Raw genomic sequence first — 24,180 nt, forward strand, 5'->3', positions numbered from 1 at the left:
CCGGGCGACGGCGGGCGTTGCAGTTCCGTGACGGTCGGCGGAGAATTGCAGCATGGCCGTCGACGACAACACCCGCGAGTTCGACCCCGACATCGTCACCGACTTCCGCGAGCGGATGTCGTACGGGTCCTACCTCGACCTCGGGACGCTGCTCAGCGCGCAGAAGCCGGTGAGCGTCCCCGAGCACCACGACGAGCTGCTGTTCATCATCCAGCACCAGACCACCGAGCTCTGGCTGAAGCTGGTGCTGCACGAGCTGGAGTCCGCGCGCGACCTGCTGCGCGCCGACGAGCTGCAACAGGCGCTCAAGCGCATCGCCAGGGTCAAGCACATCCAGAAGACCCTCACCGAGCAGTGGTCCGTGCTGGCGACGCTCACCCCGACCGAGTACGCGGAGTTCCGCGGCTTCCTCGGCAACTCCTCGGGCTTCCAGTCGTACCAGTACCGCGCGGTCGAGTTCGTGCTCGGCAACAAGAACCGGCGGATGCTCTCGGTGTTCCGCGACGATCCGGCCGCCCACGCGCTGCTGAAGGAGCTGCTGGAGGCGCCGAGCGTCTACGACGAGTTCCTCCGCTACCTCGCCAGGGCCGGCCATCCCGTGCCGCGCGCGCTGCTCGATCGCGACGTCACCGAGGCGCACGTGTTCACCCCCGAGCTCGTGCCCGTGTTCCGGGCCATCTACGAGAACGCGGCCGAGCACTGGAGCGAGTACGAGGCCTGCGAGGAGCTCGTCGACCTGGAGGACAACTTCCAGCTGTGGCGGTTCCGCCACCTCAAGACCGTCCAGCGCACCATCGGGATGAAGACCGGCACCGGCGGGTCGACCGGTGTCTCCTTCCTGCAGAAGGCGCTCGAGCTCACCTTCTTCCCCGAGCTGTACGCCGTCCGCACCGAGATCGGAGCCAAGGAATGACCGACGAGAACGCAGCGTCCGACACCGCACCCCTCGACGCCGAGGAGACCGCTCGCCGCCTCGACGCCTCCGACCCGCTGGCCGCCTACCGCGCCCGCTTCGTCGGCGTCGACTCGCCCACCCCGTCCGTCGCCGCCTACTTCGACGGCAACTCCCTCGGCCGCCCGACGCTCGCGAGCGTCGAGCGCATCCAGCGGTTCCTGGTCGAGGCATGGGGCGGCCGCCTGATCCGCGGCTGGGACGAGGAGTGGATGGACCTGCCGTTCACGATCGGTGACGCCCTCGGCCGCGCGGCCCTCGGCGCCGCGCCAGGCCAGACCTTCATCGCCGACTCCACCACCGTCGTCCTCTACAAGCTCGCGCGGGCGGCCGTCGACTCCCTCCCCGAGCGCAGCGAGATCGTCCTCGACACCGACAACTTCCCCACCGACCGCTACCTGCTCGACGGCATCGCGCGCGAGCGCGGCCTCCGCCTGGTCTGGATCGAGGCGGACTCCGAGGCGGGCGTCACACCCGAGCAGGTGGCGGCGGCCGTCGGCCCGCGCACGGCCCTCGTCGTGCTCAGCCACGTCGCCTACCGCTCCGGCTACCTCGCCGACGCCGCCGCCATCACGCGCATCGCGCACGACGCCGGAGCGCTCGTGCTCTGGGACCTCTGCCACTCGGCCGGGTCCGTGCCCGTGGAGCTGGACGCGTGGGATGTGGACCTCGCCGCCGGCTGCACCTACAAGTACCTGAACGGCGGTCCGGGCTCCCCCGCCTTCGGCTACGTGAACGCCCGGCTCGCGAACCGGCTCGCCCAGCCCATCCAGGGCTGGATGGGCGTGCGCGACGTGTTCCTGATGGGTCCGGAGTACGAGCCGGCCGACGGCGTGCGGCGCTTCCTCTCCGGAACGCCGCCCGTGGTCGGGATGCTCGCGATGCAGGACACGATCGCCATGATCGAGGAGGCCGGGATCGCCGCCGTGCGTGAGAAGTCGGTGCGGCTCACCGAGTTCGCCGTCGCCCTCGCCGACGAGTGGCTGGCCCCGCTCGGCGTCTCCCTCGCCAGCCCGCGCGACCCCGAGCGCCGCGGCGGGCACGTGACGCTGAACCACCCGGCCATGCGCGAGGTGACGGCGAGGCTGTGGGAGCGGGACGTCATCCCTGACTACCGCGACCCGGGCGGACTGCGCGTCGGCCTGTCGCCGTTCAGCACGAGCTTCGAGGAGGTCCGGGTGGGCATGGCCGCGGTGCGCGACGTGCTCGGCGAGCTCACGCATGACTGAGGCGACGCCCGCCGGCCGGGAGGATCTCGAGGCCCGAAGCGGCTCGGCGACCGCGTTGCTGCGCACCGTCGTCGGCGCGGTGCTCCGCCCGATCGGCGGCTGGATGAGCGCGGCCGGCGCGGTGGAGCTGATGGCGGCCCTCGACGTCCCCGCCCCGACCGCGCGCTCGAGTCTCGCCCGGCTCTGCGCCCGCGGGGTGCTGCGCAGGGAGCCGCGGGGCGGGGTCGCCGGGTACGCGCTCGACCCGGCCGCGCTGCCCATGCTGGAGCGCGGCGATCGCCGCATCTTCGGCGCCCGGTCCCCCTCGGACGAGTGGTGCCTCGTCTCCTTCTCGTTCCCCGAGCACCAGCGCTCGCGGCGGCACCAGTTGCGCACGAGGCTCGCCGCGCTGGGCTGCGGCACCGTCGCCGACGGCCTGTGGATCGGTCCGGCGGCGCTCGAACCCGAGCTGGCGGAGGTCGCCGCCGCGTTCGGCGCGGACCTGTTCACCGGCGCCCGCCCCGCCGGCGACCTCCGGCACGGCGTCGCACGCTGGTACGACCTGCCCGCGATCCGCGCCGTGCACGAGGCGTTCCTCGATCGCTTCGGCCGCGCGGGGGAGGCCGCCACGGCGGACGGCAGGGAGGCGTTCGCGCTCTGGGTGCGGGTCCTCGACGAGTGGCGCGTCCTGCCCTACCTGGACCCCGGGCTCCCCGCGGCCGGACTGCCGGACGACTGGCCGGGCGCCGCCTCCGCCGCCCTCTTCGCGCGGCTGCGCGAGGCACTGCAGGAGCGCGCGGTCGCCTGGGCCGCGGGCTCGGCCGGCGACGGCGGCCGTGTGCCCGGCCCCACGGTAGAATCGGTACCGTCCCCCATGCGCGAATGAGCGGAGATCACCCTTTGTCGACGATCGTTGTTGAAGTCATGCCCAAGGCGGAGCTGCTCGACCCCCAGGGGAAGGCCGTAGCGGGAGCGCTCGCGCGCACCGGCAAGGGCCGGTTCTCCGGCGTCCGCGTCGGCAAGCGGTTCGAGCTGACCGTGGACGGCCCCATCGACGACGCCACCAGGGCGGCGGTCGAGGAGATCGCGTCCGAGATCCTGTCGAACTCGGTCATCGAGGACGTCGTCGGCATCCACTACCCGGACGGAGCCGAGTGATGCGCATCGGCGTCATCACCTTCCCCGGCTCGCTGGACGACCGGGATGCGCTGCGCGCGGTCCGCATCGCGGGCGCCGAGCCGGTGGCGCTCTGGCACGGCGAGCACGACCTGCAGGGCGTGGACGCGCTGGTGCTGCCGGGCGGCTTCAGCTACGGCGACTACCTGCGCTGCGGCGCCATCGCGAGCCTCTCACCGATCATGACCGAGGTCGTGGATGCGGCGGCCAAGGGGATGCCCGTGCTCGGCATCTGCAACGGCTTCCAGATGCTCGCCGAGGCGCACCTCGTGGCCGGCGGCCTGATCCGCAACGACCACGGCAACTTCATCCGCCGTGACCAGCACCTCGTCGTCGAGAACACGGACACCCCGTGGACGAACGGCTTCGAGCAGGGCCAGGAGATCGTCATCCCCCTGAAGAACGGCGAGGGCGGCTTCATCGCCTCCGCCGAGGAGCTCAAGCGGCTGGAGGGCGAGGGCCTCGTCGCCTTCCGCTACAAGGACGTGAACCCGAACGGCTCGCTGAACGACATCGCCGGCGTGCGCAACGAGCGCGGCAACGTCGTCGGCCTGATGCCGCACCCCGAGCACGCGGTCGAGGCGGGCTTCGGCCCCGACACCGCGGTCGCGATGCGCTCCGGCATCGACGGCCTCACCTTCTTCACCAGCGTCATCAGCTCCACCCTCGTCGCCGCGTAGCGGCGCGGAGCACGTCAACGCCCCCACTCCACGGGAATGGGGGCGTTTTCGCGCCCCGTCACGGCCGGCCGGAGCCGCATACCACCGCTCTGCCGCGTTTGTGCAGTCTTGGCCGCGAGCCGGGAGCTGGCCAGACTCGGAGCATCGAAAGCCGCTACGAGATCCAAAGGGGGATCCATGCGAAAGAGAATCCTGGCCACCGCCATCGCGCTGGCCGCATTCGCCGGGCTGCTCACCGCCGCCCCGGCCGTCGCCAGCACGGGAGGGACCGCCGACGGGAACACCCATCCCGACGTCGGCCTGATCCTGTTCTACGACGCCGACGGACGGTTCCGGTGCTCGGCGACGCTGGTGTCGCCGACGATCGTCGTGACCGCCGCGCACTGCACGTCGGGCACGCTCGGCAAGACGCTCGTCACCTTCGACTCCGTGATCGCCGAACAGCCGCCGACGCCGTTCCCGGTCGCCGCGGATCCGAGCGCGGGATACACCTCCGCCGAGATCACGGCCGCCGGCTACCTCTCGGGGACCGCCCACACGCACCCGGGCTACTCCGACTTCACCGACACAGCGAACTGGAACGACGTCGGGGTCATCGTGCTCGACCATCCCGTCGCGTCGTTCGGATCCGGCTACCCGCAGATCGCGCCGGTCGGCACGCTCGACGGGATCAAGACCAGCAACCTGTCGAAGACGCTGTTCACCGCGGTCGGCTACGGCACCGAAGTCCGCAAGCCGGACTCCGGCCCGCAGAAGCCGCAGCCGATGACGTACCCGCTCCTGCGCCGCTACGTGGAGATGCCCGGGCAGAAGCTGACACCGCAGATCCTGCAGACGAACGGCAACCCGAACGACACGCGAGGGACCGGCGGGACGTGCTTCGGCGACTCGGGCGGACCGGTGTTCCTGGACGGCCGGCTCGTCGCCGTGACGAGCTACGGCCTCACCGCGAACTGCCGGTACATCGGCGGGTATCAGCGCCTCGACATCCCGGTCGTCGATGCGTGGCTGGCGACCTTCGGGGTCTAGACCGGCGAGTGAATAAATGTCGGCCCGCCCGTGTTGTTGAGAATGAGTTTCAATAAGGGAGGTCCGTCATGAAGGTACGCAACTCGGTGAGATCGCTGAAGGCCATGCCCGGCGCTCAGGTGGTCCGCCGGCGCGGCCGCACGTTCGTCATCAACCCGAAGAACCCGCGGATGAAGGCCCGTCAGGGCTGAGCATCGCTCGCAACGGCTCGCTCCTGCATCGAGGGGCGAGCCGTTGCTGCGCCCGGGCACCGCACCGCTCAGGCGAGCGCGGTGTACACCACCACGCGGAGGTCCGGGCGGTCGCTCGGCGTCAGCTGGTGGTGCTCCAGGCGCACGTCGCCGTCCCGGGGATGGTGGAAGCGGCGCTCGCGGGACTCGAAGCCCCCGATGCCGTAGCGATCCCAGGCCGCGCGGAACTCCGGGCTCGCGGCGCGGAGCCGCTCCACGAGTGCCCGCACCGACGCATCCCCGGCCCGCGGCCCGGTCTCCGCGCGGAACTCCGCGAGGAATCGCCCGCTCGTCTCCTCCCAATCCGGGAGCAGTTCGCGCACCGCAGGGTCCGTGTAGACCAGCCAGAGCAGGTTGCGGTCGTCGCGCGGCACGACCGCGACGCGCGGATAAAGGTCCGCGTAGCCGCGGTTCCAGCCGACGATGCCCCAGTCCGGAGCCAGCGCGAACGCCGGGTTCGGGGCGAGGGCGTCGAGGAGGCGCTGCAGGTGCGGCGGCGCATCCTCAACGGCCACGGCGGGGGCGAGGGGCGCCAGCCCGAATCCGGCGAGCGAGAGCAGGTACTCGTGCTCGGGAGGCGAGAGCCGCAGCGTCCTGGCCACCGCGTCCAGCACCGACCGGGACGGGTTGATCGGCCGGCCCTGTTCGAGCCAGGTGTACCAGGTGACGCTCACACCGGAGAGGTACGCGACCTCCTCGCGCCGCAGCCCCGTGTCCCTGGTGCGGCCGACCGGCGGCAGACCGTACTCCGCGCGCGGCGCCTGCTCACGGCGCGCGCGCAGGAACCGGCCGAGCTCGCGGCGGCGGTCGTCGGCATCGGTCACGGCACGATACTAGTGCTCTCAGTACTAGTATCAGCGCCGCCTTCCGCTCCGGCGCGCGCGGCAACAGCATGGGATCATGCCCCCGCTCCGCTCCCGCACTGTCACCCACGGCCGCAACATGGCCGGCGCCCGCGCACTGCTGCGCGCCGCCGGCGTCGCCCGCGAGGACTTCGGCAAGCCGATCGTCGCCGTCGCGAACAGCTTCACCGAGTTCGTTCCCGGCCACACCCACCTGCAGCCGGTCGGCCGCATCGTCTCCGCCGCCGTCAAGGAGGCGGGCGGCATCCCGCGCGAGTTCAACACGATCGCGGTCGATGACGGCATCGCGATGGGACACGGCGGGATGCTCTACTCGCTGCCCTCGCGCGAGCTCATCGCGGACTCGGTCGAGTACATGGTGAACGCGCACTGCGCCGACGTGCTGGTCTGCGTCTCCAACTGCGACAAGATCACGCCGGGGATGCTGCTCGCCGCTCTCCGCCTGAACATCCCGACCGTCTTCGTCTCCGGCGGTCCGATGGAGGGCGGCCGCACGACCCTCGTCGACGGCACCGTTCGCAAGCTCGACCTCATCTCCGCCATCGCCGACTCCGCGAACGACAGTGTCTCCGACACCGACCTGCTGCGCATCGAGGAGAACGCCTGCCCGACCTGCGGCTCGTGCTCGGGGATGTTCACCGCCAACTCGATGAACTTCCTGGTCGAGGCGCTCGGGCTCGGGCTCCCCGGCAACGGGTCCACGCTGGCCACCCACACGGCCCGCAAGGCGCTGTACGAGAAGGCGGGGGCGACCGCCGTCGAGCTCGCGCACCGCTACTACGACCAGGACGACGCGTCCGTGCTGCCGCGCTCCATCGCCACCAGCGCCGCGTTCGGCAACGCGATGGCGCTCGACATCGCGATGGGCGGTTCGACGAACACGATCCTGCACCTGCTCGCCGCGGCGCGCGAGGGCGGCATCGACTACGACCTGACCGACATCGACGCGCTCTCCCGCCGCGTCCCGTGCCTGTCGAAGGTGGCCCCGAACGGGGCCGCACTGGTCGAGGACGTCCACCGCGCCGGCGGCGTCCCCGCGCTGCTCGGCGAGCTGGACCGCGCCGGCCTGCTCGACCGCGGCGTCCACAGCGTCCACGCGCCCGACCTCGCCTCCTGGCTCGCCGACTGGGACATCCGCGGCGGCTCGGCGACGCCGGAGGCGATCGAGCTGTTCCACGCGGCGCCCGGAGGCGTGCGCTCCTCCTCGGCGTTCTCGCAGTCCGAGCGCTGGCACGAGCTCGACCGGGATGCGGAGACCGGTGTCATCCGGGACGTCGCCCACGCGTACTCCAAGGACGGCGGCCTCGCCATCCTGCGCGGCAACCTCGCCCCCGACGGCGCGGTCGTGAAGACGGCGGGCGTGGACGAGAGCATCCTCACGTTCTCCGGGCCCGCGGTGGTCGTCGAATCGCAGGAGGCGGCGGTCGAGGCGATCCTCGGCAAGCGGGTGAAAGAGGGCGACGTCGTCGTGATCCGCTACGAGGGACCGCGCGGCGGCCCCGGCATGCAGGAGATGCTGTACCCGACTTCGTTCCTGAAGGGCCGCGGCCTCGGAGCCAAGTGCGCCCTGATCACCGACGGCCGGTTCTCCGGAGGCACCTCCGGCCTCTCGATCGGGCACGTCTCCCCGGAGGCGGCGGCCGGTGGCCTGATCGCCCTCGTGGAGGACGGCGACACGATCAGCATCGACGTGCACACCCGCGCGCTCCGGCTGGACGTGCCGGATGCGGTCCTCGACGCCCGCCGCGAGGCCTTGGAGTCGGGCCGCGGCTACCGCCCGGCGGACCGCGACCGCCCGGTCTCTGCGGCGCTCCGCGCCTACGCCGCTCTCGCCCTCTCCGCCGACAAGGGCGCCGCCCGCGACGTCGACCAGCTCGACCGCGTCCCCGCCCGCGCCTAGCGCCCGCCGCCGGGGTTCCAACTTTCGGGTGATGTGAGCGGGGCGAGGGGGCGCGAGGCTGGAGAGCATGTCACCGCGCCTGCTCTACCGCATCCTCGCCGTCGCCGAGGCGATCACCTGGACTCTGCTGATCGGCGGGATGCTGCTGAAGTACGCCGCCGGCGTCGGCGACTGGCCCGTGCTGGTCGCCGGGTCGGTGCACGGCTTCGTCTTCATCGGCTACGCGATCACCGCGGCGCTCGTCGGCGTGAACCAGCGCTGGCGGCTGCCGGTGGTCGTCCTGGCCGTCGCGACCGCGATCGTCCCGTACGCGACCATCCCGTTCGATGTCTGGGCCGACCGCAGCGGCCGCCTCGACGGGCCGTGGCGCACCACCGCCACCGACGACCCGCGCGACCACACGCCGTTCGGCCGCCTGTTCCGCTGGATGCTCCGCCACGTGCCCGTGCTCGTCGGCTCGCTTGCCGTGCTCGCCGTCGTCATCATGGCCGGCCTGCTGCTGATCGGCCCGCCCCGGCTGTCCTGAGCGCCGACCGGCGGAGAAGAGCCGGGAGGAACCGCGACGAATGCACGGAGGGCCGCCCCCGCCGGGGACGGCCCTTCGTCGTTCGCTGTCGGAACGCTACGCGTCCTCGCCCGTCGTCGCGGTCTCGCGGCGGCGGCGCAGCTGGAGCGTCAGACCGGCGGCCAGCAGCCCGGCCGCGAGCAGTGCGCCCGCGCCGATCGCGACGCTGGACCCGGTGGACGCGAGCGCAGCACGGGGCGTCTTCTGCGGTTCCGGGGACGGGACCGGCGTCGACGGAGCCGCCGCGACGGTCACCGTCAGCTGCGAGGACGACGCCGCGAACGACGCGTCACCGCTGTACTCGGCCGTCACCACGTTCTTGCCCGCGGGGAGCGCATCCGTGTCGCACGATGTGTCGGGCAGGGTCACCGTGCACAGCACGTGGCCCGCGGCGTCGCGGAAGGTGACCGTCCCGGTCGCCGCCGCAGGCAGGCCGCTCACCCGGAGGGTGACCGTGCGGCCGGTGCTGGTCTGGTCCGCCACCAGTGTCGTCGGCTGCGGGGCGATCACCACGGTGAACGGGTCGCCGCTCACCGGCTCGTAATTGTCGTCGCCGCTGTAGCGCGAGTGCACGGTGTACGTCCCGCCGGGCAGGTCGTCCGGCAGGTCGCACGTCGTCTCCGGCAGGGTGGCGGTGCAGAGAACGGTGCCGTCGTCGGTCACGAACGAGATGGTGCCGGTCGCGTCCGTCGGGAGACCGCCGACCTTCAGCTTCGTGGTCTCGCCGTGGACGACGGTCACGGTGTCGGGGTCGCCGCCGGGCGTGCCACCGCCCGGAGTGCCAGGGCCGCCGTTGCCGTTGTCGATGATCGGGGCGACCTTGCGCACCGTCAGCGTCGCGGACGCGGAGGTGGCGGCACGGTGGATGCTGTCGCCCGAGTAGGCGACGGTCACCTCGTAGCCGCCGGCGGCCAGCGTCGCGGCCGTGGCGCAGCTGGTCGTCGGGAGCGTCGTCTCGCACAGCGTCTTCCCGCCGGCCGAGAAGATCAGCGTGCCGGTGGCGTCCGCCGGGATCCCGCCGGCCGACAGCGTCGCAGCGGTGCCGTAGGGCACCTCCGCCGGGGCGATGGCGAGCGCGACGGGGACCGCGATCGGCGTGACGGTGAGCGTCAGCGACGCACGGTCCGCTCCCCCGACGGCGGCGTGGTCGGCGTCACCGGAGTATCCGACGAGGACGGTGTGCGCACTGATGGCGCCGGCGACCGTCTCGCAGGCGGCGACGCCGGCCACGACCGGGGCCGTGCAGAGCACGTCGCCGGAGGACTGGTCGGTGAACGTCACGGTCCCGGTCGGCGCGGAGGGCGCCGTCGAGGTGGAGGCGACGGTCGCGGTGAGCGTGGCCGTCGCTCCGTGCTCGGCGGTCACATCGGCGGGCGTGGTCCGCACCTGCTGCTGCCGGATCGTCACCGCGCGGGAGACGGAGACCGCCTCGGCGTCGGTCGACGCGACCACCGACGAGATCGTCGCCGTGCGCGGTGAGCCGGAGACGGTGTACGGCAGCGCGAGCGTCGGCAGGACGGTGCCCGGCTGGACGGGTGCGGACGCGTCCACCGCGTAGTCGCAGGTCTCCACCTGGCCGACGATGGTGCAGCTCCACCCGGCGGCCGGAGCGGACGGCAGCACCGGCTGCACGCCTTCGGGGAACGTGGTGGTGGTGCGGACGAGCTGGGACTCGGTGCCGCCCGCGGCGCTCACGGTCGGCGTGATCGTGTAGCTGCCGCCTCCGGCGTGCGGGACGGTGTCGTCGCCGCCCGTGGCGACCGAGAGCACGGGCACGGGGCCCGCCGCGGTCTTCGCCTCGAGGTAGTTGACCTCGTGGATGTCGGACGCGCCGCCGGTGCCCGCCACCCAACCGTAGGTGAGCTTGTACGGGAACCCGGTGGCGGGGTCGATCCAGGACGCCGGCACGGCCGCCGCGTTGTCCTTCAGCGCGAGCTTCGGGAGGGCACCGGTGAGCACCTGCTGGCTGCCGTTGATCGGGGTGAAGATGACCGCGAACGAGCCGGGGTCGACCGACACGCTCGTCGCGCGCTGCGCGGAGATCGCCGAGGCGGTGGGGTTGATGACGATCTCGACCGGGACCTTGGCCTGTGAGCGGTTGGTCGCGCCGACCGTGCTGAGTGAGCCGGTCAGGACCTTTCCGGCAGTGGACTTCACCACGCAGTATCCGGTCTTGTCGTTGCCCGGGCCGCGGACGGTCACACTGTTGGGGTAGCGCGGGCGAGCGACGGAGGTGTCGCATCCCGTGCCCTCGAAGTCGGGGTGCACGAAGTTGCCGTAGCGGTCGAGCCCAAGACCGAGGTAGGCGTGGGCGAGGCCGGAGCCCGACTTGGTGCCGCTGTAGCCGAGGGAGCCGCCGAGCTGGCCGATCTGGGTCGGCACCGCCGGGTTGTACGGGTCGGTGGCGGCCAGGTAGAAGACGATGCCGTCGGCAGTGTCGCCCGACCCGTCGGCCTTGCCGTTGTACTGGTAGCTGTCGAAGACCGCGTCGATGCCCTTGGTGATCGGCACGGACTGCTTCGCGCCGATGCCGCCGGTCTGGTTGTTGCTCGCCGAGGTGAGGCGCAGGGCGCCGTTGCCGTCGGCGTCAGCGGTGCCACCGCATCCCGGGATGCTGTCGGTCGCGGTCGTGCCGCCCGTGCGCCCGGTCAGGCAGGCGACGTTGCTGCCGCTCGCGGCCTTCGGGAGGGTGTAGCCGCTTCCCGCGGTCGTGCCGGTGAAGCCCTCGTTGACGAAGGTCGTCTGCGCGGCGGGCGCGGTGTCGGCGAACGATGCCGTTCCGCCGGTCAGCACCAGCGCGGCGACGCCGACGACGGCCGAAGCTGAGAGGACGGAGCGGGCCAACGAGGAGAGCACGGAGAATACGGGTCGGTCTTCTGGTTTCGGGCGCAAGGATGCCTCGGTTCGGGTGGGCGGCGCGGGCGCGCCGGAATTCGGGTCGGGTCGGGTCGGGTCGGTGCGATTCGGGTCGGGTGCGTCCAGCGTCTCCGGCGATGCCGGTGATGAGCGGGGACCCGTTCAGCGTAGTGAACAGATCAGGCCACGTGACATGGAAATCGCCCGTCATCCCTCGAATTGGGGGAACGATTCCACGACCGCGTCAGCGACCGCCCGGCGCGCTCTTCCTCGTCTTCTTCTCCTTGGCCGGCATCCTGCCAACCTGCTCCAGCGCGACGCCGATCCACTCGCGCAGCCGGTCCGGGTCGTCCTTCCACGCCTCCGGCAGCGAGACGTACCCGCCCATCGGACGCTCGGCCGGGCCGTACGGTCCCGCGCCGTCCTCCGCGAGCAGCCGCTCCCGCACCGTCTCGTCCGGCAGCCGGACGCCGATCGCGTCCCCGAACAGGCCGGCGAACATGTTGCCGTTCACGAACGCGCCGAGGTTCGCGAACATCGGCTTGACCTGGACGCCCGGAGCCTCCGGCACCAGCGCGCGGAACAGCTCCTGGGTCTCCTGCGACGGACGGGGGATCTGCATGGCCGCCTCCTCGCGGCGAGACTACTCGCAGGGAGAACCGGTGTCTCGTGCGGCCGGTAGACTGGACCCCATCCCCGCCAGCCCCGCTCAGCCTGGAGTGCCCGCGTGACCGACACCACCACCCAGCACGTCGTCGACACCGTCGCGAACGCCGCCGCGACGCCCGAGAAGGAGCAGCCGTTCGGCGCCCTCGGGCTCAAGGAGGACGAGTACGCGCGCATCCGCGAGATCCTCGGCCGCCGCCCCACCAGCGGCGAGCTGGCGATGTACTCGGTGATGTGGTCGGAGCACTGCTCCTACAAGTCGTCGAAGATCTACCTGCGCCAGTTCGGCCAGAAGGTCACGCCGGCCATGAAGAAGAACCTCATGGTCGGGATGGGCGAGAACGCGGGCGTTGTGGACGTCGGCGAGGGCTGGGCGGTCACCTTCAAGGTGGAGTCGCACAACCACCCCTCCTACATCGAGCCGTTCCAGGGCGCCGCGACCGGCGTCGGCGGCATCGTCCGCGACATCATCTCCATGGGCGCCCGCCCGGTCGCCGTCATGGACCAGCTGCGCTTCGGCGCCATCGACCAGGCGGACACCGCCCGCGTCGTCCACGGCGTCGTCTCCGGCATCTCCTTCTACGGCAACTGCCTGGGCCTCCCCAACATCGGCGGCGAGACCTACTTCGACCCGGTGTACCAGGGCAACCCGCTCGTCAACGCGCTGTCGGTCGGGGTCCTGCGCCACGAGGACCTGCACCTGGCGAACGCGTCCGGCGTCGGCAACAAGGTCGTGCTGTTCGGCGCCCGCACCGGCGGTGACGGCATCGGCGGCGCCAGCATCCTCGCCTCCGACACCTTCTCGGCCGGCGGCCCCACCAAGCGTCCCGCCGTCCAGGTCGGCGACCCGTTCGCCGAGAAGGTGCTCATCGAGTGCTGCCTCGAGCTGTACCGCGACAAGCTCGTGGAGGGCATCCAGGACCTGGGCGCGGCCGGCATCTCGTGCGCGACCAGCGAGCTCGCCTCCAACGGCGACGGCGGCATGTTCATCGAGCTGGACAGCGTGCTGCTGCGCGATCCGAGTCTCACGGCGGAGGAGATCCTCATGTCGGAGAGCCAGGAGCGCATGATGGCGGTCGTCAAGCCCGAGCTGCTCGACCAGTTCCTCGCGGTGACCGCGAAGTGGGACGTCGAGACCAGCGTGCTCGGCGAGGTCACCGACACCGGCCGCCTCGTCATCAACTGGCGCGGCGAGGAGATCGTGAACGTCGACCCGCGCACGGTCGCCGTCGACGGCCCGGTCTACGAGCGTCCCGTCGCCTACCCGACCTGGATCGACGCCCTGCAGGCGGACAGCGCCTCCGTGCTCCCGCGTCCCGCCTCCGGCGACGAGCTGCGCGAGCAGACGCTCGCCCTGCTCGGCAGCGCCAACCTTGCGGACAAGAGCTGGATCACCGACCAGTACGACTACTTCGTCGGCGGCAACACGGCGCTCGCGTTCCCGGACGACTCCGGCATGATCCGCGTCGACGAGGAGAGCGGGCTCGGCTTCGCGATCGCGACCGACGCCAACGGCCGCTACTGCCAGCTCGACCCGAAGCAGGGCGCGAAGCTCGCCCTCGCCGAGGCCTACCGCAATGTCGCCGCCTCCGGCGCGGTTCCGGCCGCGGTCACCGACTGCCTCAACTTCGGCAGCCCGGAGAACCCCGAGGTGATGTGGCAGTTCTCGCAGGCCGTCGAGGGACTGTCCGACGCCTGCCTGGAGCTGGAGATCCCGGTCACCGGCGGCAACGTGTCGTTCTACAACCAGACCGGCGACACCCCGATCTTCCCGACCCCGGTCGTCGGCGTGCTCGGCGTGATCGACGACGTGGCCCGCCGCATCCCGGCCGGCTGGCAGGACGAGGGCGAGAACATCTACCTGCTCGGCGTCACCCGCGAGGAGCTGGACGGCTCCGCCTGGGCCGGCACCGTGCACGGTCACCTCGGCGGCCGCCCGCCCGCGGTCGACCTCGCCGCGGAGCGGACGCTCGCCGAGACGCTGCACGCGGCATCCCAGCAGGGCCTCATCTCCTCCGCCCACGACCTCGCGGACGGCGGCCTCGCCCAGGCCCTCGCCGAGAGCGTGATGCGCTTCGGCGTCGGCGCGCGCGTGTGGCTCGGCGAGCTGCAGGAGCGCGACGGCGTGGATGCGGCGACCGCGCTGTTCTCGGAGTCGACGGCCCGCGTTATCGTGTCCGTCCCGCGCGAGGACGACGTGAAGTTCCGCGGCCTGTGCGAGGGTCGCGGCGTCCCGCTGCTGCGCATCGGCGTCACCGACGCCGAGGTCGGCGCGCAGCCGGTTCTCGAGGTTCAGGACCTGTTCACGATCGGCGTCGAGGAGCTGCGCGGCGTGCACCGCTCCACCCTCCCCGAGCACTTCGGGCCTACCGTCGCCTGACGGCCAACCGTCGAGTACGCAGAAAGTCGCGCAAAAACCGCCGAGTACGCGGAGATTCTCCGTACTCGGCGGTTGGCGCTGCGAGCGCTACTTCGCTGCGGCGATCGCGGCGTCGATCAGCTCCGCAGGCGCGACCGTCGGCGCATTCGTGGTCGACGCTCCTGGGATGTTCGAATCGGCCGTCATGGCCGTGATCGACAGGTTGCCGCTCACCGCCGTCACGACCGTCATCGTAGACTGCATCCCCGCGGTGCCGAAACTCATCGTCAGGCCCCAGGCATTGTCGGCGGTGGTGGTCACGTCGATCTGCGACAGCTTCATGTCCATCGAGACGCTGCCAGAGGTCATCGTGATCGAGGAGCAGTCCTTCAGAAGCTTCTTCACGGCGGCGGGCATCCCCTTGGTGAGGTCGGAGGGAAGTTGTCTACCCGCCACCGTGCCGACGGTGAGCCACTGCGTGCCGAACTGCAGCATCGCGGTCGTGTCCAGCTTCGACTGCGAGTTGCTCGTTCCCAGCTTCTCCAGGCTGTTGCAGGCCGCCGGTTCGATCGTCGCGCCGCTCGGCAGCGACTTCGTCAGCGCGGAGAGCCCTACGGCGGTGTCCGTCGCTGCCTTCATTTCGGTGGTATCGAGCACCGTGCCATCGAGGGAGAGCTCCGTGTTGACGTGGGCGATGATCGCCTCGACATCCGTCGCGGTGTAGGTCGCGGCCGAAGCGCTCGACGTCGGTCCCATCTTTGAGTGCGACGCGCTACCGCCGCCGGAGCACCCGGCGAGAACGCCGACCATGGCGAGGGCGATCGCAGCTCGGAGGAGTGAGATATTCTTCATTCTCACATCCAAGCATGCACGCTCCTCACCCGCGGCGCGCTGCCCGTCGAATACGTAGAAAATCGCCCGAAAACCGGCGAGTACGCGGAGGATCTTCGTACTCGGCGGCTGCCGCAGCGGCCGGACGGTACGGGTCAGTGGGTCGGGACGAGCTCGGCCTGGCGGCGGGTGAACAGGCGCACGCGCTGCTGGGTCAGCAGGATGCCTGCCAGCACCACGACCGCGCCCACCGGCTCGTTCCAGGTCAGGTGCTCGCCGAGCACCAGGATGCCGAGGGCGACTCCGACGACCGGCGTCACGTAGGTGACGCCCGACGTCGCCGTCGGGCCCCAGGCGCGCAGCACGTTCATGTTCCAGATGTAGACGACGCCCGTGCCCAGCGCGCCGAGCGCGAGCAGGCTGAGCAGCACCGGCCAGCTGAACTCGATCGGGCGCCACGCCACCACCGGCGTGAGCAGCAGCATCACGACGGCGGCCAGCCCGATGTTCAGGAACGCGGTCGTCGTCGCCGGGATGTCGCGGTGGCTGATGAACCGGCGGATGTAGCCGAAGCTGAAGCCGTAGCAGGTGACGGCGCCGAGGCAGGCCAGCTGCCCCCACAGGCTCCCGGAGAGCGCCGCGATGCTCCACGGGCCCACCACGACGACGACGCCGACCACGCCGACGAGCACACCGAGCACCTGGTCCCGGTTCAGCCGCTCGACGCGGAACGCCGCCGTGGCGAGGATGGCCGTGGTGATCGGCGTCACGGCGTTGTAGATGCTCGCGAGACTGGAGGAGACGTACTGCTCCGCCCAGGCGAAGAGCAGGAACGGGATGACGCAGTAGGTCACGCCGACCACCAGGAAGTGCAGCCACACGATCGGCTCGCGCGGGAGGCGGCTGCGGGTCAGCAACATGATGATCCCGAGCGTGATCGCGCCGAAGACCAGGCGCGCCCAGGCGACCTGCCCGAACGCGACGCCCTCCAGCGCCACCTTCATGAACAGGAAGCTGGCGCCCCAGATGAGACCCATGGCGACGAACTGCAGCGCGACCTTCACTTCGGACACGCTAGCGGCAGCCACCGACGCCGGCACGCGGAATCGGACGCGGCGTCGGAATCCGGCCGTGCGTTTGCGATGGATGGCCGGATCCGCATCCTGACGCCAGACTGGGAGGCGGGAATACTTCCACCGGTGGGACGTTGTATGCGTTTGCATAGAAACGGCGAGAACAAACTCGTAAGGAGCCAGCCATGCAGTACGGAATCTTCTCCGTCAGCGACATCACCCGCGACCCGGTGTCCGGTGTCACCCCCAGCGAGGCGGAGCGCATCGACGCGATCGTGACGATCGCGAAGCACGCGGAGGAGGTCGGGCTGGACGTCTTCGCGATCGGGGAGCACCACAACCCGCCGTTCTTCTCGTCCTCCCCCACCACGCTGCTGGCCCACATCGCGGCGCTCACCGAGCGCCTCACGGTGACCACGTCCACGACGCTGATCACCACGAACGACCCGGTGCGTATCGCCGAGGAGTACGCGATGCTCCAGCACCTCTCCAAGGGCCGCATGGACCTGATGCTCGGCCGCGGCAACACCGGACCGGTGTACCCGTGGTTCGGCAAGGACATCCGCCAGAGCCTGCCGCTCGCGCTGGAGAACTACAACCTCCTGCACCGCCTGTGGCACGAGGACGTCGTCGACTGGGAGGGCCGGTTCCGGAACCCGCTGCAGGGCTTCACGTCCACACCGCGACCGCTTGACGACGTGCCCCCGTTCGTCTGGCACGGCAGCATCCGCACGCCGGAGATCGCCGAGCAGGCCGCGTACTACGGCAACGGCTTCTTCGCGAACAACATCTTCTGGCCGAAGGAGCACTACGCCCGCCTGATCGCCTTCTACCGCGAGCGCTTCGAGCACTACGGCCACGGCACCGCCAAGCAGGCGATCGTCGGCCTCGGCGGCCAGGCGTTCATCGCCAAGAACTCGCAGGATGCGAAGGATCAGTTCCGGCCGTACTTCAACGAGGCGCCCGTCTACGGCAACGGCCCGACGATGGAGGAGTTCACCGAGGCGACGCCGCTGACCGTCGGTAGCCCGCAGGAGGTCATCGACAAGACGCTGACCTTCCGCGAGTGGGCGGGCGACTACCAGCGCCAGCTGTTCCTGATGGACCACGCCGGCCTCCCGCTGAAGACCGTGCTCGAGCAGCTCGACCTGCTCGGCGGGGAGGTCATCCCGGTTCTCCGCAAGGAGACCGAGGCGCGCAAGGACCCGGAGACGCCCGAGGCGCCGACCCACGCCTCCCTCGTGAAGGCCAAGTACGGCGACGGCGAGGCCCGCCAGCCCCGCCCGAACGCCAACCGCGGCGACAACGTGACCGGCGGCTCGCCGTACCAGGACACGGACGAGTCCGTCGAAGCCGACTACCCGGTGCTCTGAGAGAGGACGAGACGATGAGCGACATCGAGCAGCGACCGTTCCGCGTCGCGGTGGTGAACGCGGGCGTCAGCGATCCGTCGTCCACCAAGATGCTGTCGGACCGGCTGGCCCTGCGGGTGGAGGCGAACGCGCAGCGCGACGGCCGGACCGTCGAGACGGTGCACATCGATCTGCGCGACGTGCTGCCCGAGCTTCCCGGCGCGCTTGCCTCCGGCCACCTCGGCCCGAAGTTCACGAAGGCGGTGGAGGCGCTCGCCTCCGCCGACGGCATCATCGCGACGGCGCCGGTCTACAAGGCCGGCCCGAGCGGGCTGTTCAGCTCGTTCTTCCAGGTGATCGACAACGACCTGCTCATCGCGAAGCCGGTGCTGCTCGGCGCGACCGCCGGCACGGCGCGTCACGCCCTCGTCGTCGACGAGCAGATGCGCTCGATGTTCGCGTTCCTGCGCACGATGACGACGCCCACCTCGGTGTTCGCCTCGACCGAGGACTGGCAGGACAACTCCCTCGGCAAGCGCATCGACCGGGCGGCCAGGGAGCTCGTCGTGCTGATGGAGAGCGGCGTCGAGTCCAAGATCAAGGACACGTCCTGGAACAGCTACCAGCACGAGTTCGGCTCGGCGGGCGGGAACGAGCTCGGGATCGACCTGAGCTCCGACCTGATGCGGCTGGCGACCGGCGGGTCGCTGGGCGCCGGCCGCGCCTGAAGGGTGTCGTTCAGCGCCATCGAGCCACGCCCCCGGCCAGGATCGACGCGATCAGGCCGGGGAACCGCTCAGGACCCGGAAGTGGTGCGACGCGAGCGGCTTCGAGCCACCGACGACATCGTAGAGGCGTGAGCACAGAGAATCGACGACGACGGACGCCGCCGCTCCCGTGCACGTGCCTGCCGTCAGGGGCGCGCGACCGTCGCGTCCGCGGGTCCGATGGCGCGACCATCCGCCGCGCGGATGACGATCGCAGCAAGCGGGTCACCCGCCACGGTGTCTATGTATTCCGCCCGCTCTTCCTCCGGGTCGAACGTGTAGATGTTCGCCCATTGCCGGAGTGCCACTAAAACGGTGAACAGATCACGGCCCTTATCCGTGAGCTCGTATTCATTGTGGTGTCCGTCGCGCTCGTCGATCCGCATCACGCCCGCGTCGACGAGGTGCCGCAGCCGAGTCGAGAGGATCGTTTTCGAGACGCCGGATGCGCGTTGAAAATCGAGGAACCGCCTCGCCCCCTCCAGGGCGTCGCGCACGATCAGCAGGGACCATCCGTCCCCGATGATGTCGACCGACCGTGCGATCCCGCAGGCCGACTCCACATGCGTCACGCGCTTCACCATCTCAGCTTCTCCACCTCGGCGACTCCTGTACGGTTAGTAGCATCTTAGTACTAAACGAAGGATGGTCGACCGTGATCCCCGCAGATGCCACTTTTGATGACACCTACCCATTCCCTCCCCGATTCTCCTCAGCGCCCGGCTTTCGGATGCATTACATCGACGAGGGGCAAGCGGACGCCCCCGTCGTCCTGATGCTGCACGGCGAGCCAACCTGGAGCTATCTGTTCCGCCGGCAGATCATGGCCCTTCGCAAGCGATTCCGGGTGATCGCCGTCGACCACATGGGGTTCGGCAAGAGCGAGACACCCTCGGATCGCAGCTACTGGCTGCAAGACCACATCAGCAACCTCGAGGCTCTCGTTCTCGAGTTGGACGTGCGAGGCATCTCCCTCGTCATGCACGACTTCGGTGGCCCTGTTGGCATGGGACTCGCGGTTCGCCACCCCGACCGGATCGCAGCGGTCGTTTCGGTCAACGCTCCGACACCCTTGGGACAGCCGGACCTTCTTGACGTCCTGACCGCCAATGGCACGACATCGCCGTGGTTCCAGTGGATCGTCAACGCACACAACTCAGGCGACCTGGAGCCCATCCTCCAGCACTTGGACTACAACATCCTCAGCACACTGAAGTTGAACGGCTTCGAGGACAACAGCATCATCACGCCAACGTGGATCAAAGCGTACGGTGCAGCCTTCGGCAGTCCGGAGGAATGTCGCGGGGCGATCGGCTGGGCTCTCGGCTTCGCCACCGGCCAGCACGTCTTCGAACAGCCGACCCCGGCGATCGCAGCCCAGCTCGCGAACACGCCAGCCCTTGCGGTGTGGGGAACAGCCGACTCGACCCTCGACCCGAAGCACTTCCTTCCCCTGTTCTCACAAGCCTTCCCCAGCGGGCGGATCGAGGAACTACCCGACGCCGGCCACTACAGCCCAGAGGATGCCCCAGAACGCGTGGCCCAGCTGATCGCCGGCTTCCTCGCATGACGCCTCGACTCCTACAAGGGCTTCTCATGCGGGGGCTTCGCGTAACGATCCGCCTTCGCCCGGCCTGAGAGACCCACGGTTCTCTTGGCGACCGATGGCTCGCTCGGGAGGCAGGCGCCTGAGCGGATTCCTTCCCCGGCTCTCTGTGCCTCCTCCAGAGTCACGACGGAAGCGGGCCTGTCCACACGGGGCCCGCTTCCGCGTATCCCGCGCCGGGGCCCGGGTAGTGTGGCGGTGGACCGAGGGGAGCAAGGGTGGACGTCGTGGCTGTGCTGCAGTGGATCGGGATCGTGGTCTGCCTGATCCTTGCCCTGACCGGGCTGGTTCCGGTGGTCGCCGCCGCGGCGACCTTCGTGGTCATCCCGTTCCACGCCTGGATCAACCACTACAGGAAGGCGGCCCCGTACCTGCCCCGGGTCGCGATCGTGGTCCCCGCCTGGAACGAGGGCGCGGTGATCGGCGCCTCCATCGACAGGCTCATGTCGCTCGACTACCCGCGGGAGGCGCTGCGGATCTACGTGGTCGACGACGCGAGCACCGACGACACCCCGGACGTGGTGCGCAGCCGCGCCGAGCGGTACCCGGGCAACGTGTTCCTGCTGCGCCGGGAGCAGGGCGGCCAGGGCAAGGCGCACACGCTCAACCACGGCATCGAGCGCATCCTGGCGGAGGACTGGATGGAGGCGCTGCTCGTCATGGACGCCGACGTCATCTACCTGCCCGACTCGCTGCGCCGGATGACGAGGCACCTGGCCGACCCGGAGGTCGGCGCGGTCTCCGCGTACATCCGTGAGGGCAGCCGCGACCGCAACTACCTCACCAAGTTCGTCAGCGTCGAGTACGTGCTCTCCCAGCCCGCCGCGCGCCGCGCCCAGAACGTGCTCGGAGCGCAGGCCTGCCTCGCGGGCGGAGCGCAGCTGCACACGAGGGAGAACCTCGTCGCGATCGGCGGCCGCGTGGACACGACGACGCTCGCCGAAGACACGATCACCACGTTCGAGACCCAGCTGCACGGCAAGCGCGTCGTCTTCGAGCCGCACGCGCACGTGCTTGCGGAGGAGCCCCGCGCGGTCGACGCCCTCTGGAAGCAGCGGCTGCGCTGGGCGCGCGGCAACGTCTCGGTCACCGCCCGCTACTCGAAGATCTGGTTCCGGCCCTCGAAGGTGCACCACCTCGGGGCGTGGACGTTCGGCATCGTCTGGTTCAGCCTGTGGCTGCTGCCGCTGATCATGGTGACCTCGTCCATCGGGCTGGCCGGACTTCTGTTCCTGCAGAGCGGCTTCGCGACCGCGGTGTTCCGGGTCCTCTGGATCTCGGCGGCGCTCGCCTACCTGTTCGTGCTCATCCTCGGCTCGCTCACGGACGCGAGGACCAGCAGGAAGGAGCTCGGGCACATCCTGCTCTTCCCGGGCATCGTCAACATGCTGGTGATGCTGACGGCGCTGTTCCCGGCACTGATGCTGGAGTGGCTGCCCGGGCTGTTCGGTGTGACGCTCAGCGAGGGTGCGTTGTTCGCCCTCACGCTGGCGATCTACATCTGGATCCCGTTCTCGATGCTCGTCGCCTGGCTCGCGCGCGTCGCCGAGCGCACACGCGCCGGCCGCTGGCTCGCGCCGGCGCTGATCTACCTCGCGGGCTACGGCTCGCTGCTCTGCGCGATCACCTTCGACTCCTACCTGAAGGAGCTCGCGGGCGCCGAGGCGCGCTGGGACAAGACGGAGAAGGTCGGGCGCGTCGCCACCGAGTGACGCGACCTCGGCATCCTCGCCTCCATCGCTCCCGGAGTTGTTCACGCGACGCGCCGACGAAACGCGGGAAGAACTCCGGAAGCGATCGATCCGGCCTCAGTCGACGATGGTGAGCTTCACCGGCACGTTGCCGCGCGTCGCGTTCGAGTACGGGCACACGTGGTGCGCCTTCTCGACCGCCTGCTCGGCCTGCTCGCGGCCGAGCCGCGGGACGTAGACGTCCAGCTCCACCGCGAGGCCGAATCCGCCGTCGCCGTTGCCGCCGATGCCGACGCTCGCGGAGACGGCCGCGTCCGTGGTGTCCAGCTTCTCCTGACGGCCGACCGCGTGCAGCGCGCTCAGGAAGCACGCGGCGAAGCCGGCCGCGAAGAGCTGCTCGGGGTTCGTGCCCTCGCCGGATCCGCCCAGCTCGCGGGGCGGGCGGGTGTCCATGTCGATGAGGTCGTCCTCGCTGCGGACGTGGCCGTCGCGGCCACCCCCGGTGGCGTGGGCGATGGCGGTGTAGGCGATTTCCATGCATTCAGCCCATCCCAGCGGACTGAATGCGCGCTGGGAGGCATCGGTCGGGGCCGGGTGTATAACGCGATAGTTTTGAGGGATGAAGGTGCGCGGATTCGTCCAGGCCAGCGAGACGAGCGAGGTCACGGCGGAGGCCGACGACGCCGAGACCGCCCGGTCCCTCGTCGAGGAGCAGGTGCCGGAGGGCTACGAGCTGCTGCAGGTGCACAACGCGATGCCGCGCGGCGGCCGCGTGATCGCGACCGGTCTCATCCGCCCGGCCGCCGTGAACGAGGTCGAGGCCGAGGGCGCCGACTACGCGGCCGCCCGCGACGCGCTGCGCGCCGCCGTGCCCGACGGCCAGCGCCTGCTCTCCATCGTCGTCCTCGACTGACGCCTGAGCGTCAGCGACCGCAGGTCGGCATGGCCTCCGTCAGGCGCGGGTGCGCGCGGTCCCGGCGATGATCGCGGACGCGGGGATGTGGCCGACCGCGAGGATCCCTGCGGCGAGCGCGATCAGCGGGTTGCTCAGCCAGGCCGCGCTGCTGAGGAACACCACGACCGGGAGGATCGCCATGGGCACGGGGACCACCCACCACGGCCGGTAGAGCATCATCCCCTCCCGGCCGGCGAGCAGATACCGCCCCCACAGCGCGTAGTAGCCCGCCAGTGCCGTGAACACGGGGACAGCCCACCATCCGGCGAGTGCGCCCGGCTGCGTGATCGCGGGCACGACCAGGCACAGGGCCTGGCCCGCTCGCTCGATCCATCCGAGCGGACGGGGTACGTGCGCCGTCGGCGGCGGGGTGCGTGGCGGGAACAGCACCAGCAGCAGGTTGGGGGCGAGCACCGCGAGCCCCACGATCAGACCCACCGGTGAGAAGCCCACGCAACGAGAGTATCGCCGCGATCAGGCCGCAAAGTCCGAAAGGTCAGAGAACATCGAAGCGCTGGGCGGCCGCCGCCTCCAGCAACGGCCAGAGGCGGGCGCCGGTGCGCGGGGAACGCGAGAACCGGGTGGGATGCGCGTACGTCGGTACGCCCTTGGTCCGGCCGACCGGGCCGAGGTAGTCATCGCCTGTCAGATCCGGGTCGAGGACGGCTCGCACCGGTGCCCACGCGCCGTGGTCCTTGCCTTGCGTCCACGCGGCCTGGAGGTTGTCCGCGAAGCGCTTGGCCCGGCTCGGCTGGTTGACGCCGCGGATGCCGGGCGTCCGGCCCGATGTCGAGTACCCGGGATGCACGACCAGGCTGCTCACGCTGCTCCCGGAGGCCCGCAGCCGCCGCTCGAGCTCGAAGCCGAAGGCCTGGGCCGCGATCTTGGACCCGGAGTACGCCCGCCACGAGGTGTACGAGTGCTCGAGCTGGATGTCGTCGAGGCGCAGCCGGCCGAGTCGCGTCGCGAGCGACCCGAGTGTGACGACGCGGGCCGCGCCGGTGCGCTCCAGCGCGGGCAGCGCGCGGGCGACGAGGCGGAAGTGGCCGAGCACGTTCGTCGCGAGAACCAGCTCGTTGCCATAACGGTCGGTGGTCCGCTCGCGCGGAGGATGCACCATCCCGGCGTTCAGCACCAGCGCATCCACCCGGTCCCGCTCCAGCAGCGCGTCGGCGAGCGCATCGACGGAGGCCCGGTCGGTCACGTCGAGCGGCGTCGCCTCGACGCTCGCCCCGCGCACGCGCCTGCGGACGGCCGCGACCGCCGCCTCCGCACGCTCGGGGTCGCGGCAGGCGAGGACGACGTGGGCGCCCGCGCCCGCCAGCTGCTCGGCGGTGAAGTAGCCGACCCCGGCGTTCCCGCCGGTGATGACCACGGTGCGCCCGTGCGCGTCCGGCAGCTCGGCGGGGTTCCACACCACG

24 protein-coding genes are annotated in these 24,180 nt (G+C 70.6%); 15 read left to right on the forward strand and 9 right to left on the reverse strand.

All coding sequences use genetic code 11. The features are described from left to right. Positions 1-52 precede the first annotated feature (52 nt). The 7 genes from kynA (at position 53) to ykgO (ending at position 5,236) form a co-directional block, all read left to right on the forward strand. Positions 53-913, forward strand: a complete 861-nt coding sequence (gene kynA / locus AAME72_RS05115) for a tryptophan 2,3-dioxygenase (RefSeq protein WP_348789160.1) — start codon at positions 53-55, stop codon at positions 911-913. Then, positions 910-2,181 carry an aminotransferase class V-fold PLP-dependent enzyme gene (locus AAME72_RS05120; RefSeq protein WP_348789161.1) on the forward strand — a complete coding sequence of 424 codons (1,272 nt, stop codon included), beginning with the start codon at positions 910-912 and terminating at the stop codon, positions 2,179-2,181. The genes kynA and AAME72_RS05120 overlap by 4 nt, the downstream gene beginning before the upstream one ends. Further along, the gene (locus AAME72_RS05125; protein WP_348789162.1) at positions 2,174-3,046 is read left to right on the forward strand and encodes a PaaX family transcriptional regulator C-terminal domain-containing protein; all 873 of its coding nucleotides are present in this window, start codon (positions 2,174-2,176) and stop codon (positions 3,044-3,046) included. Before AAME72_RS05120 ends, AAME72_RS05125 begins: the two co-directional genes overlap by 8 nt. 14 nt (positions 3,047-3,060) lie before the next feature. Then, positions 3,061-3,318: a phosphoribosylformylglycinamidine synthase subunit PurS gene (gene purS / locus AAME72_RS05130; RefSeq protein ID WP_348789163.1), complete on the forward strand. Its 258-nt coding sequence runs from the start codon at positions 3,061-3,063 to the stop codon at positions 3,316-3,318. After that, complete coding sequence (gene purQ, locus AAME72_RS05135; protein ID WP_348789164.1) at positions 3,318-4,016, forward strand: phosphoribosylformylglycinamidine synthase subunit PurQ; 699 nt, start codon at positions 3,318-3,320, stop codon at positions 4,014-4,016. Before purS ends, purQ begins: the two co-directional genes overlap by 1 nt. Positions 4,017-4,193: 177 nt before the next feature. Then, positions 4,194-5,045 (forward strand): trypsin-like serine protease, encoded by an 852-nt coding sequence (locus AAME72_RS05140; RefSeq protein ID WP_348789165.1) that lies wholly within the window; start codon positions 4,194-4,196, stop codon positions 5,043-5,045. 68 nt (positions 5,046-5,113) lie between these two features. After that, complete coding sequence (gene ykgO, locus AAME72_RS05145; protein ID WP_348789166.1) at positions 5,114-5,236, forward strand: type B 50S ribosomal protein L36; 123 nt, start codon at positions 5,114-5,116, stop codon at positions 5,234-5,236. A gap of 68 nt (positions 5,237-5,304) precedes the next feature. Here ykgO and AAME72_RS05150 read toward each other — a convergent pair whose 3' ends face one another. Continuing rightward, positions 5,305-6,099, reverse strand: a complete 795-nt coding sequence (locus AAME72_RS05150; RefSeq protein WP_348789167.1) for a helix-turn-helix transcriptional regulator — start codon at positions 6,097-6,099, stop codon at positions 5,305-5,307. 76 nt (positions 6,100-6,175) lie between these two features. Here AAME72_RS05150 and ilvD point away from each other — a divergent pair, with 76 nt between their 5' ends. Both ilvD and AAME72_RS05160 read left to right on the forward strand, forming a co-directional pair. Continuing rightward, positions 6,176-8,038, forward strand: a complete 1,863-nt coding sequence (gene ilvD / locus AAME72_RS05155; RefSeq protein WP_348789168.1) for a dihydroxy-acid dehydratase — start codon at positions 6,176-6,178, stop codon at positions 8,036-8,038. Positions 8,039-8,105: 67 nt separating this feature from the next. After that, positions 8,106-8,564, forward strand: a complete 459-nt coding sequence (locus AAME72_RS05160) for a DUF3817 domain-containing protein (RefSeq protein WP_348789169.1) — start codon at positions 8,106-8,108, stop codon at positions 8,562-8,564. A gap of 96 nt (positions 8,565-8,660) precedes the next feature. Here the strand turns inward: AAME72_RS05160 and AAME72_RS05165 are convergent, their stop codons facing one another. Both AAME72_RS05165 and AAME72_RS05170 read right to left on the reverse strand, forming a co-directional pair. Further along, the gene (locus tag AAME72_RS05165; RefSeq protein WP_348789170.1) at positions 8,661-11,447 is read right to left on the reverse strand and encodes an Ig-like domain repeat protein; all 2,787 of its coding nucleotides are present in this window, start codon (positions 11,445-11,447) and stop codon (positions 8,661-8,663) included. Positions 11,448-11,703: 256 nt separating this feature from the next. After that, positions 11,704-12,081, reverse strand: a complete 378-nt coding sequence (locus AAME72_RS05170) for a TfoX/Sxy family protein (RefSeq protein ID WP_348789171.1) — start codon at positions 12,079-12,081, stop codon at positions 11,704-11,706. A 105-nt stretch (positions 12,082-12,186) separates the two neighbouring features. Between AAME72_RS05170 and purL the strand changes: the two genes are divergently transcribed. Then, the gene (gene purL, locus AAME72_RS05175) at positions 12,187-14,505 is read left to right on the forward strand and encodes a phosphoribosylformylglycinamidine synthase subunit PurL (protein WP_348789172.1); all 2,319 of its coding nucleotides are present in this window, start codon (positions 12,187-12,189) and stop codon (positions 14,503-14,505) included. 87 nt (positions 14,506-14,592) lie between these two features. Here purL and AAME72_RS05180 read toward each other — a convergent pair whose 3' ends face one another. Together AAME72_RS05180 and AAME72_RS05185 are read right to left on the reverse strand one after the other, a co-directional pair. Then, positions 14,593-15,336 carry a hypothetical protein gene (locus tag AAME72_RS05180; RefSeq protein ID WP_348789173.1) on the reverse strand — a complete coding sequence of 248 codons (744 nt, stop codon included), beginning with the start codon at positions 15,334-15,336 and terminating at the stop codon, positions 14,593-14,595. Positions 15,337-15,470: 134 nt separating this feature from the next. After that, positions 15,471-16,379, reverse strand: coding sequence for a DMT family transporter (locus AAME72_RS05185; protein WP_348789174.1), 909 nt, complete (start codon positions 16,377-16,379; stop codon positions 15,471-15,473). A gap of 194 nt (positions 16,380-16,573) precedes the next feature. Between AAME72_RS05185 and AAME72_RS05190 the strand changes: the two genes are divergently transcribed. Together AAME72_RS05190 and AAME72_RS05195 are read left to right on the forward strand one after the other, a co-directional pair. Continuing rightward, positions 16,574-17,761, forward strand: a complete 1,188-nt coding sequence (locus AAME72_RS05190) for an LLM class flavin-dependent oxidoreductase (RefSeq protein ID WP_348789175.1) — start codon at positions 16,574-16,576, stop codon at positions 17,759-17,761. 14 nt (positions 17,762-17,775) lie between these two features. Beyond that, positions 17,776-18,468: a CE1759 family FMN reductase gene (locus AAME72_RS05195; RefSeq protein ID WP_348789176.1), complete on the forward strand. Its 693-nt coding sequence runs from the start codon at positions 17,776-17,778 to the stop codon at positions 18,466-18,468. A gap of 185 nt (positions 18,469-18,653) precedes the next feature. Here the strand turns inward: AAME72_RS05195 and AAME72_RS05200 are convergent, their stop codons facing one another. Further along, complete coding sequence (locus AAME72_RS05200; protein ID WP_348789177.1) at positions 18,654-19,091, reverse strand: helix-turn-helix domain-containing protein; 438 nt, start codon at positions 19,089-19,091, stop codon at positions 18,654-18,656. A gap of 71 nt (positions 19,092-19,162) precedes the next feature. Here AAME72_RS05200 and AAME72_RS05205 point away from each other — a divergent pair, with 71 nt between their 5' ends. Both AAME72_RS05205 and AAME72_RS05210 read left to right on the forward strand, forming a co-directional pair. After that, positions 19,163-20,077, forward strand: a complete 915-nt coding sequence (locus tag AAME72_RS05205; protein WP_348789178.1) for an alpha/beta fold hydrolase — start codon at positions 19,163-19,165, stop codon at positions 20,075-20,077. Between the two features lie 269 nt (positions 20,078-20,346). Next, positions 20,347-21,825 carry a glycosyltransferase gene (locus AAME72_RS05210; RefSeq protein ID WP_348790209.1) on the forward strand — a complete coding sequence of 493 codons (1,479 nt, stop codon included), beginning with the start codon at positions 20,347-20,349 and terminating at the stop codon, positions 21,823-21,825. 96 nt (positions 21,826-21,921) lie between these two features. Here AAME72_RS05210 and AAME72_RS05215 read toward each other — a convergent pair whose 3' ends face one another. Next, positions 21,922-22,341, reverse strand: coding sequence for an organic hydroperoxide resistance protein (locus tag AAME72_RS05215; protein ID WP_348789179.1), 420 nt, complete (start codon positions 22,339-22,341; stop codon positions 21,922-21,924). Positions 22,342-22,423: 82 nt separating this feature from the next. On the opposite strand from AAME72_RS05215, the gene AAME72_RS05220 reads away from it, so the two are divergent. After that, entirely contained in the window at positions 22,424-22,717 is a 294-nt protein-coding gene (locus AAME72_RS05220) for a hypothetical protein (RefSeq protein ID WP_348789180.1), read from the forward strand. A 39-nt stretch (positions 22,718-22,756) separates the two neighbouring features. On the opposite strand, the gene AAME72_RS05225 is transcribed toward AAME72_RS05220, so the two are convergent. Together AAME72_RS05225 and AAME72_RS05230 are read right to left on the reverse strand one after the other, a co-directional pair. Next, on the reverse strand, positions 22,757-23,212 hold the full coding sequence (locus AAME72_RS05225; protein ID WP_348789181.1) for a hypothetical protein: 456 nt from the start codon (positions 23,210-23,212) through the stop codon (positions 22,757-22,759). Positions 23,213-23,255: 43 nt separating this feature from the next. Continuing rightward, entirely contained in the window at positions 23,256-24,179 is a 924-nt protein-coding gene (locus AAME72_RS05230) for an SDR family NAD(P)-dependent oxidoreductase (protein ID WP_348789182.1), read from the reverse strand. Position 24,180: the final 1 nt, after the last annotated feature.

Source organism: Leifsonia sp. NPDC080035, from assembly GCF_040050925.1.
GTDB lineage: Bacteria > Actinomycetota > Actinomycetes > Actinomycetales > Microbacteriaceae > Leifsonia.

What these genes read in the sequence shown, in the direction of transcription:
- kynA (WP_348789160.1), top strand. Translation starts at nt 53, where the DNA reads ATGGCCGTCGACGACAACACCCGCGAGTTCGACCCCGACATCGTCACC.
- AAME72_RS05120 (WP_348789161.1), top strand. Translation starts at nt 910, where the DNA reads ATGACCGACGAGAACGCAGCGTCCGACACCGCACCCCTCGACGCCGAG.
- AAME72_RS05125 (WP_348789162.1), top strand. Translation starts at nt 2,174, where the DNA reads ATGACTGAGGCGACGCCCGCCGGCCGGGAGGATCTCGAGGCCCGAAGC.
- purQ (WP_348789164.1), top strand. Translation starts at nt 3,318, where the DNA reads ATGCGCATCGGCGTCATCACCTTCCCCGGCTCGCTGGACGACCGGGAT.
- AAME72_RS05140 (WP_348789165.1), top strand. Translation starts at nt 4,194, where the DNA reads ATGCGAAAGAGAATCCTGGCCACCGCCATCGCGCTGGCCGCATTCGCC.
- ykgO (WP_348789166.1), top strand. Translation starts at nt 5,114, where the DNA reads ATGAAGGTACGCAACTCGGTGAGATCGCTGAAGGCCATGCCCGGCGCT.
- ilvD (WP_348789168.1), top strand. Translation starts at nt 6,176, where the DNA reads ATGCCCCCGCTCCGCTCCCGCACTGTCACCCACGGCCGCAACATGGCC.
- AAME72_RS05160 (WP_348789169.1), top strand. Translation starts at nt 8,106, where the DNA reads ATGTCACCGCGCCTGCTCTACCGCATCCTCGCCGTCGCCGAGGCGATC.
- AAME72_RS05170 (WP_348789171.1), bottom strand. Translation starts at nt 12,081, where the DNA reads ATGCAGATCCCCCGTCCGTCGCAGGAGACCCAGGAGCTGTTCCGCGCG.
- AAME72_RS05180 (WP_348789173.1), bottom strand. Translation starts at nt 15,336, where the DNA reads ATGAAGAATATCTCACTCCTCCGAGCTGCGATCGCCCTCGCCATGGTC.
- AAME72_RS05190 (WP_348789175.1), top strand. Translation starts at nt 16,574, where the DNA reads ATGCAGTACGGAATCTTCTCCGTCAGCGACATCACCCGCGACCCGGTG.
- AAME72_RS05195 (WP_348789176.1), top strand. Translation starts at nt 17,776, where the DNA reads ATGAGCGACATCGAGCAGCGACCGTTCCGCGTCGCGGTGGTGAACGCG.
- AAME72_RS05200 (WP_348789177.1), bottom strand. Translation starts at nt 19,091, where the DNA reads ATGGTGAAGCGCGTGACGCATGTGGAGTCGGCCTGCGGGATCGCACGG.
- AAME72_RS05215 (WP_348789179.1), bottom strand. Translation starts at nt 22,341, where the DNA reads ATGGAAATCGCCTACACCGCCATCGCCCACGCCACCGGGGGTGGCCGC.
- AAME72_RS05220 (WP_348789180.1), top strand. Translation starts at nt 22,424, where the DNA reads ATGAAGGTGCGCGGATTCGTCCAGGCCAGCGAGACGAGCGAGGTCACG.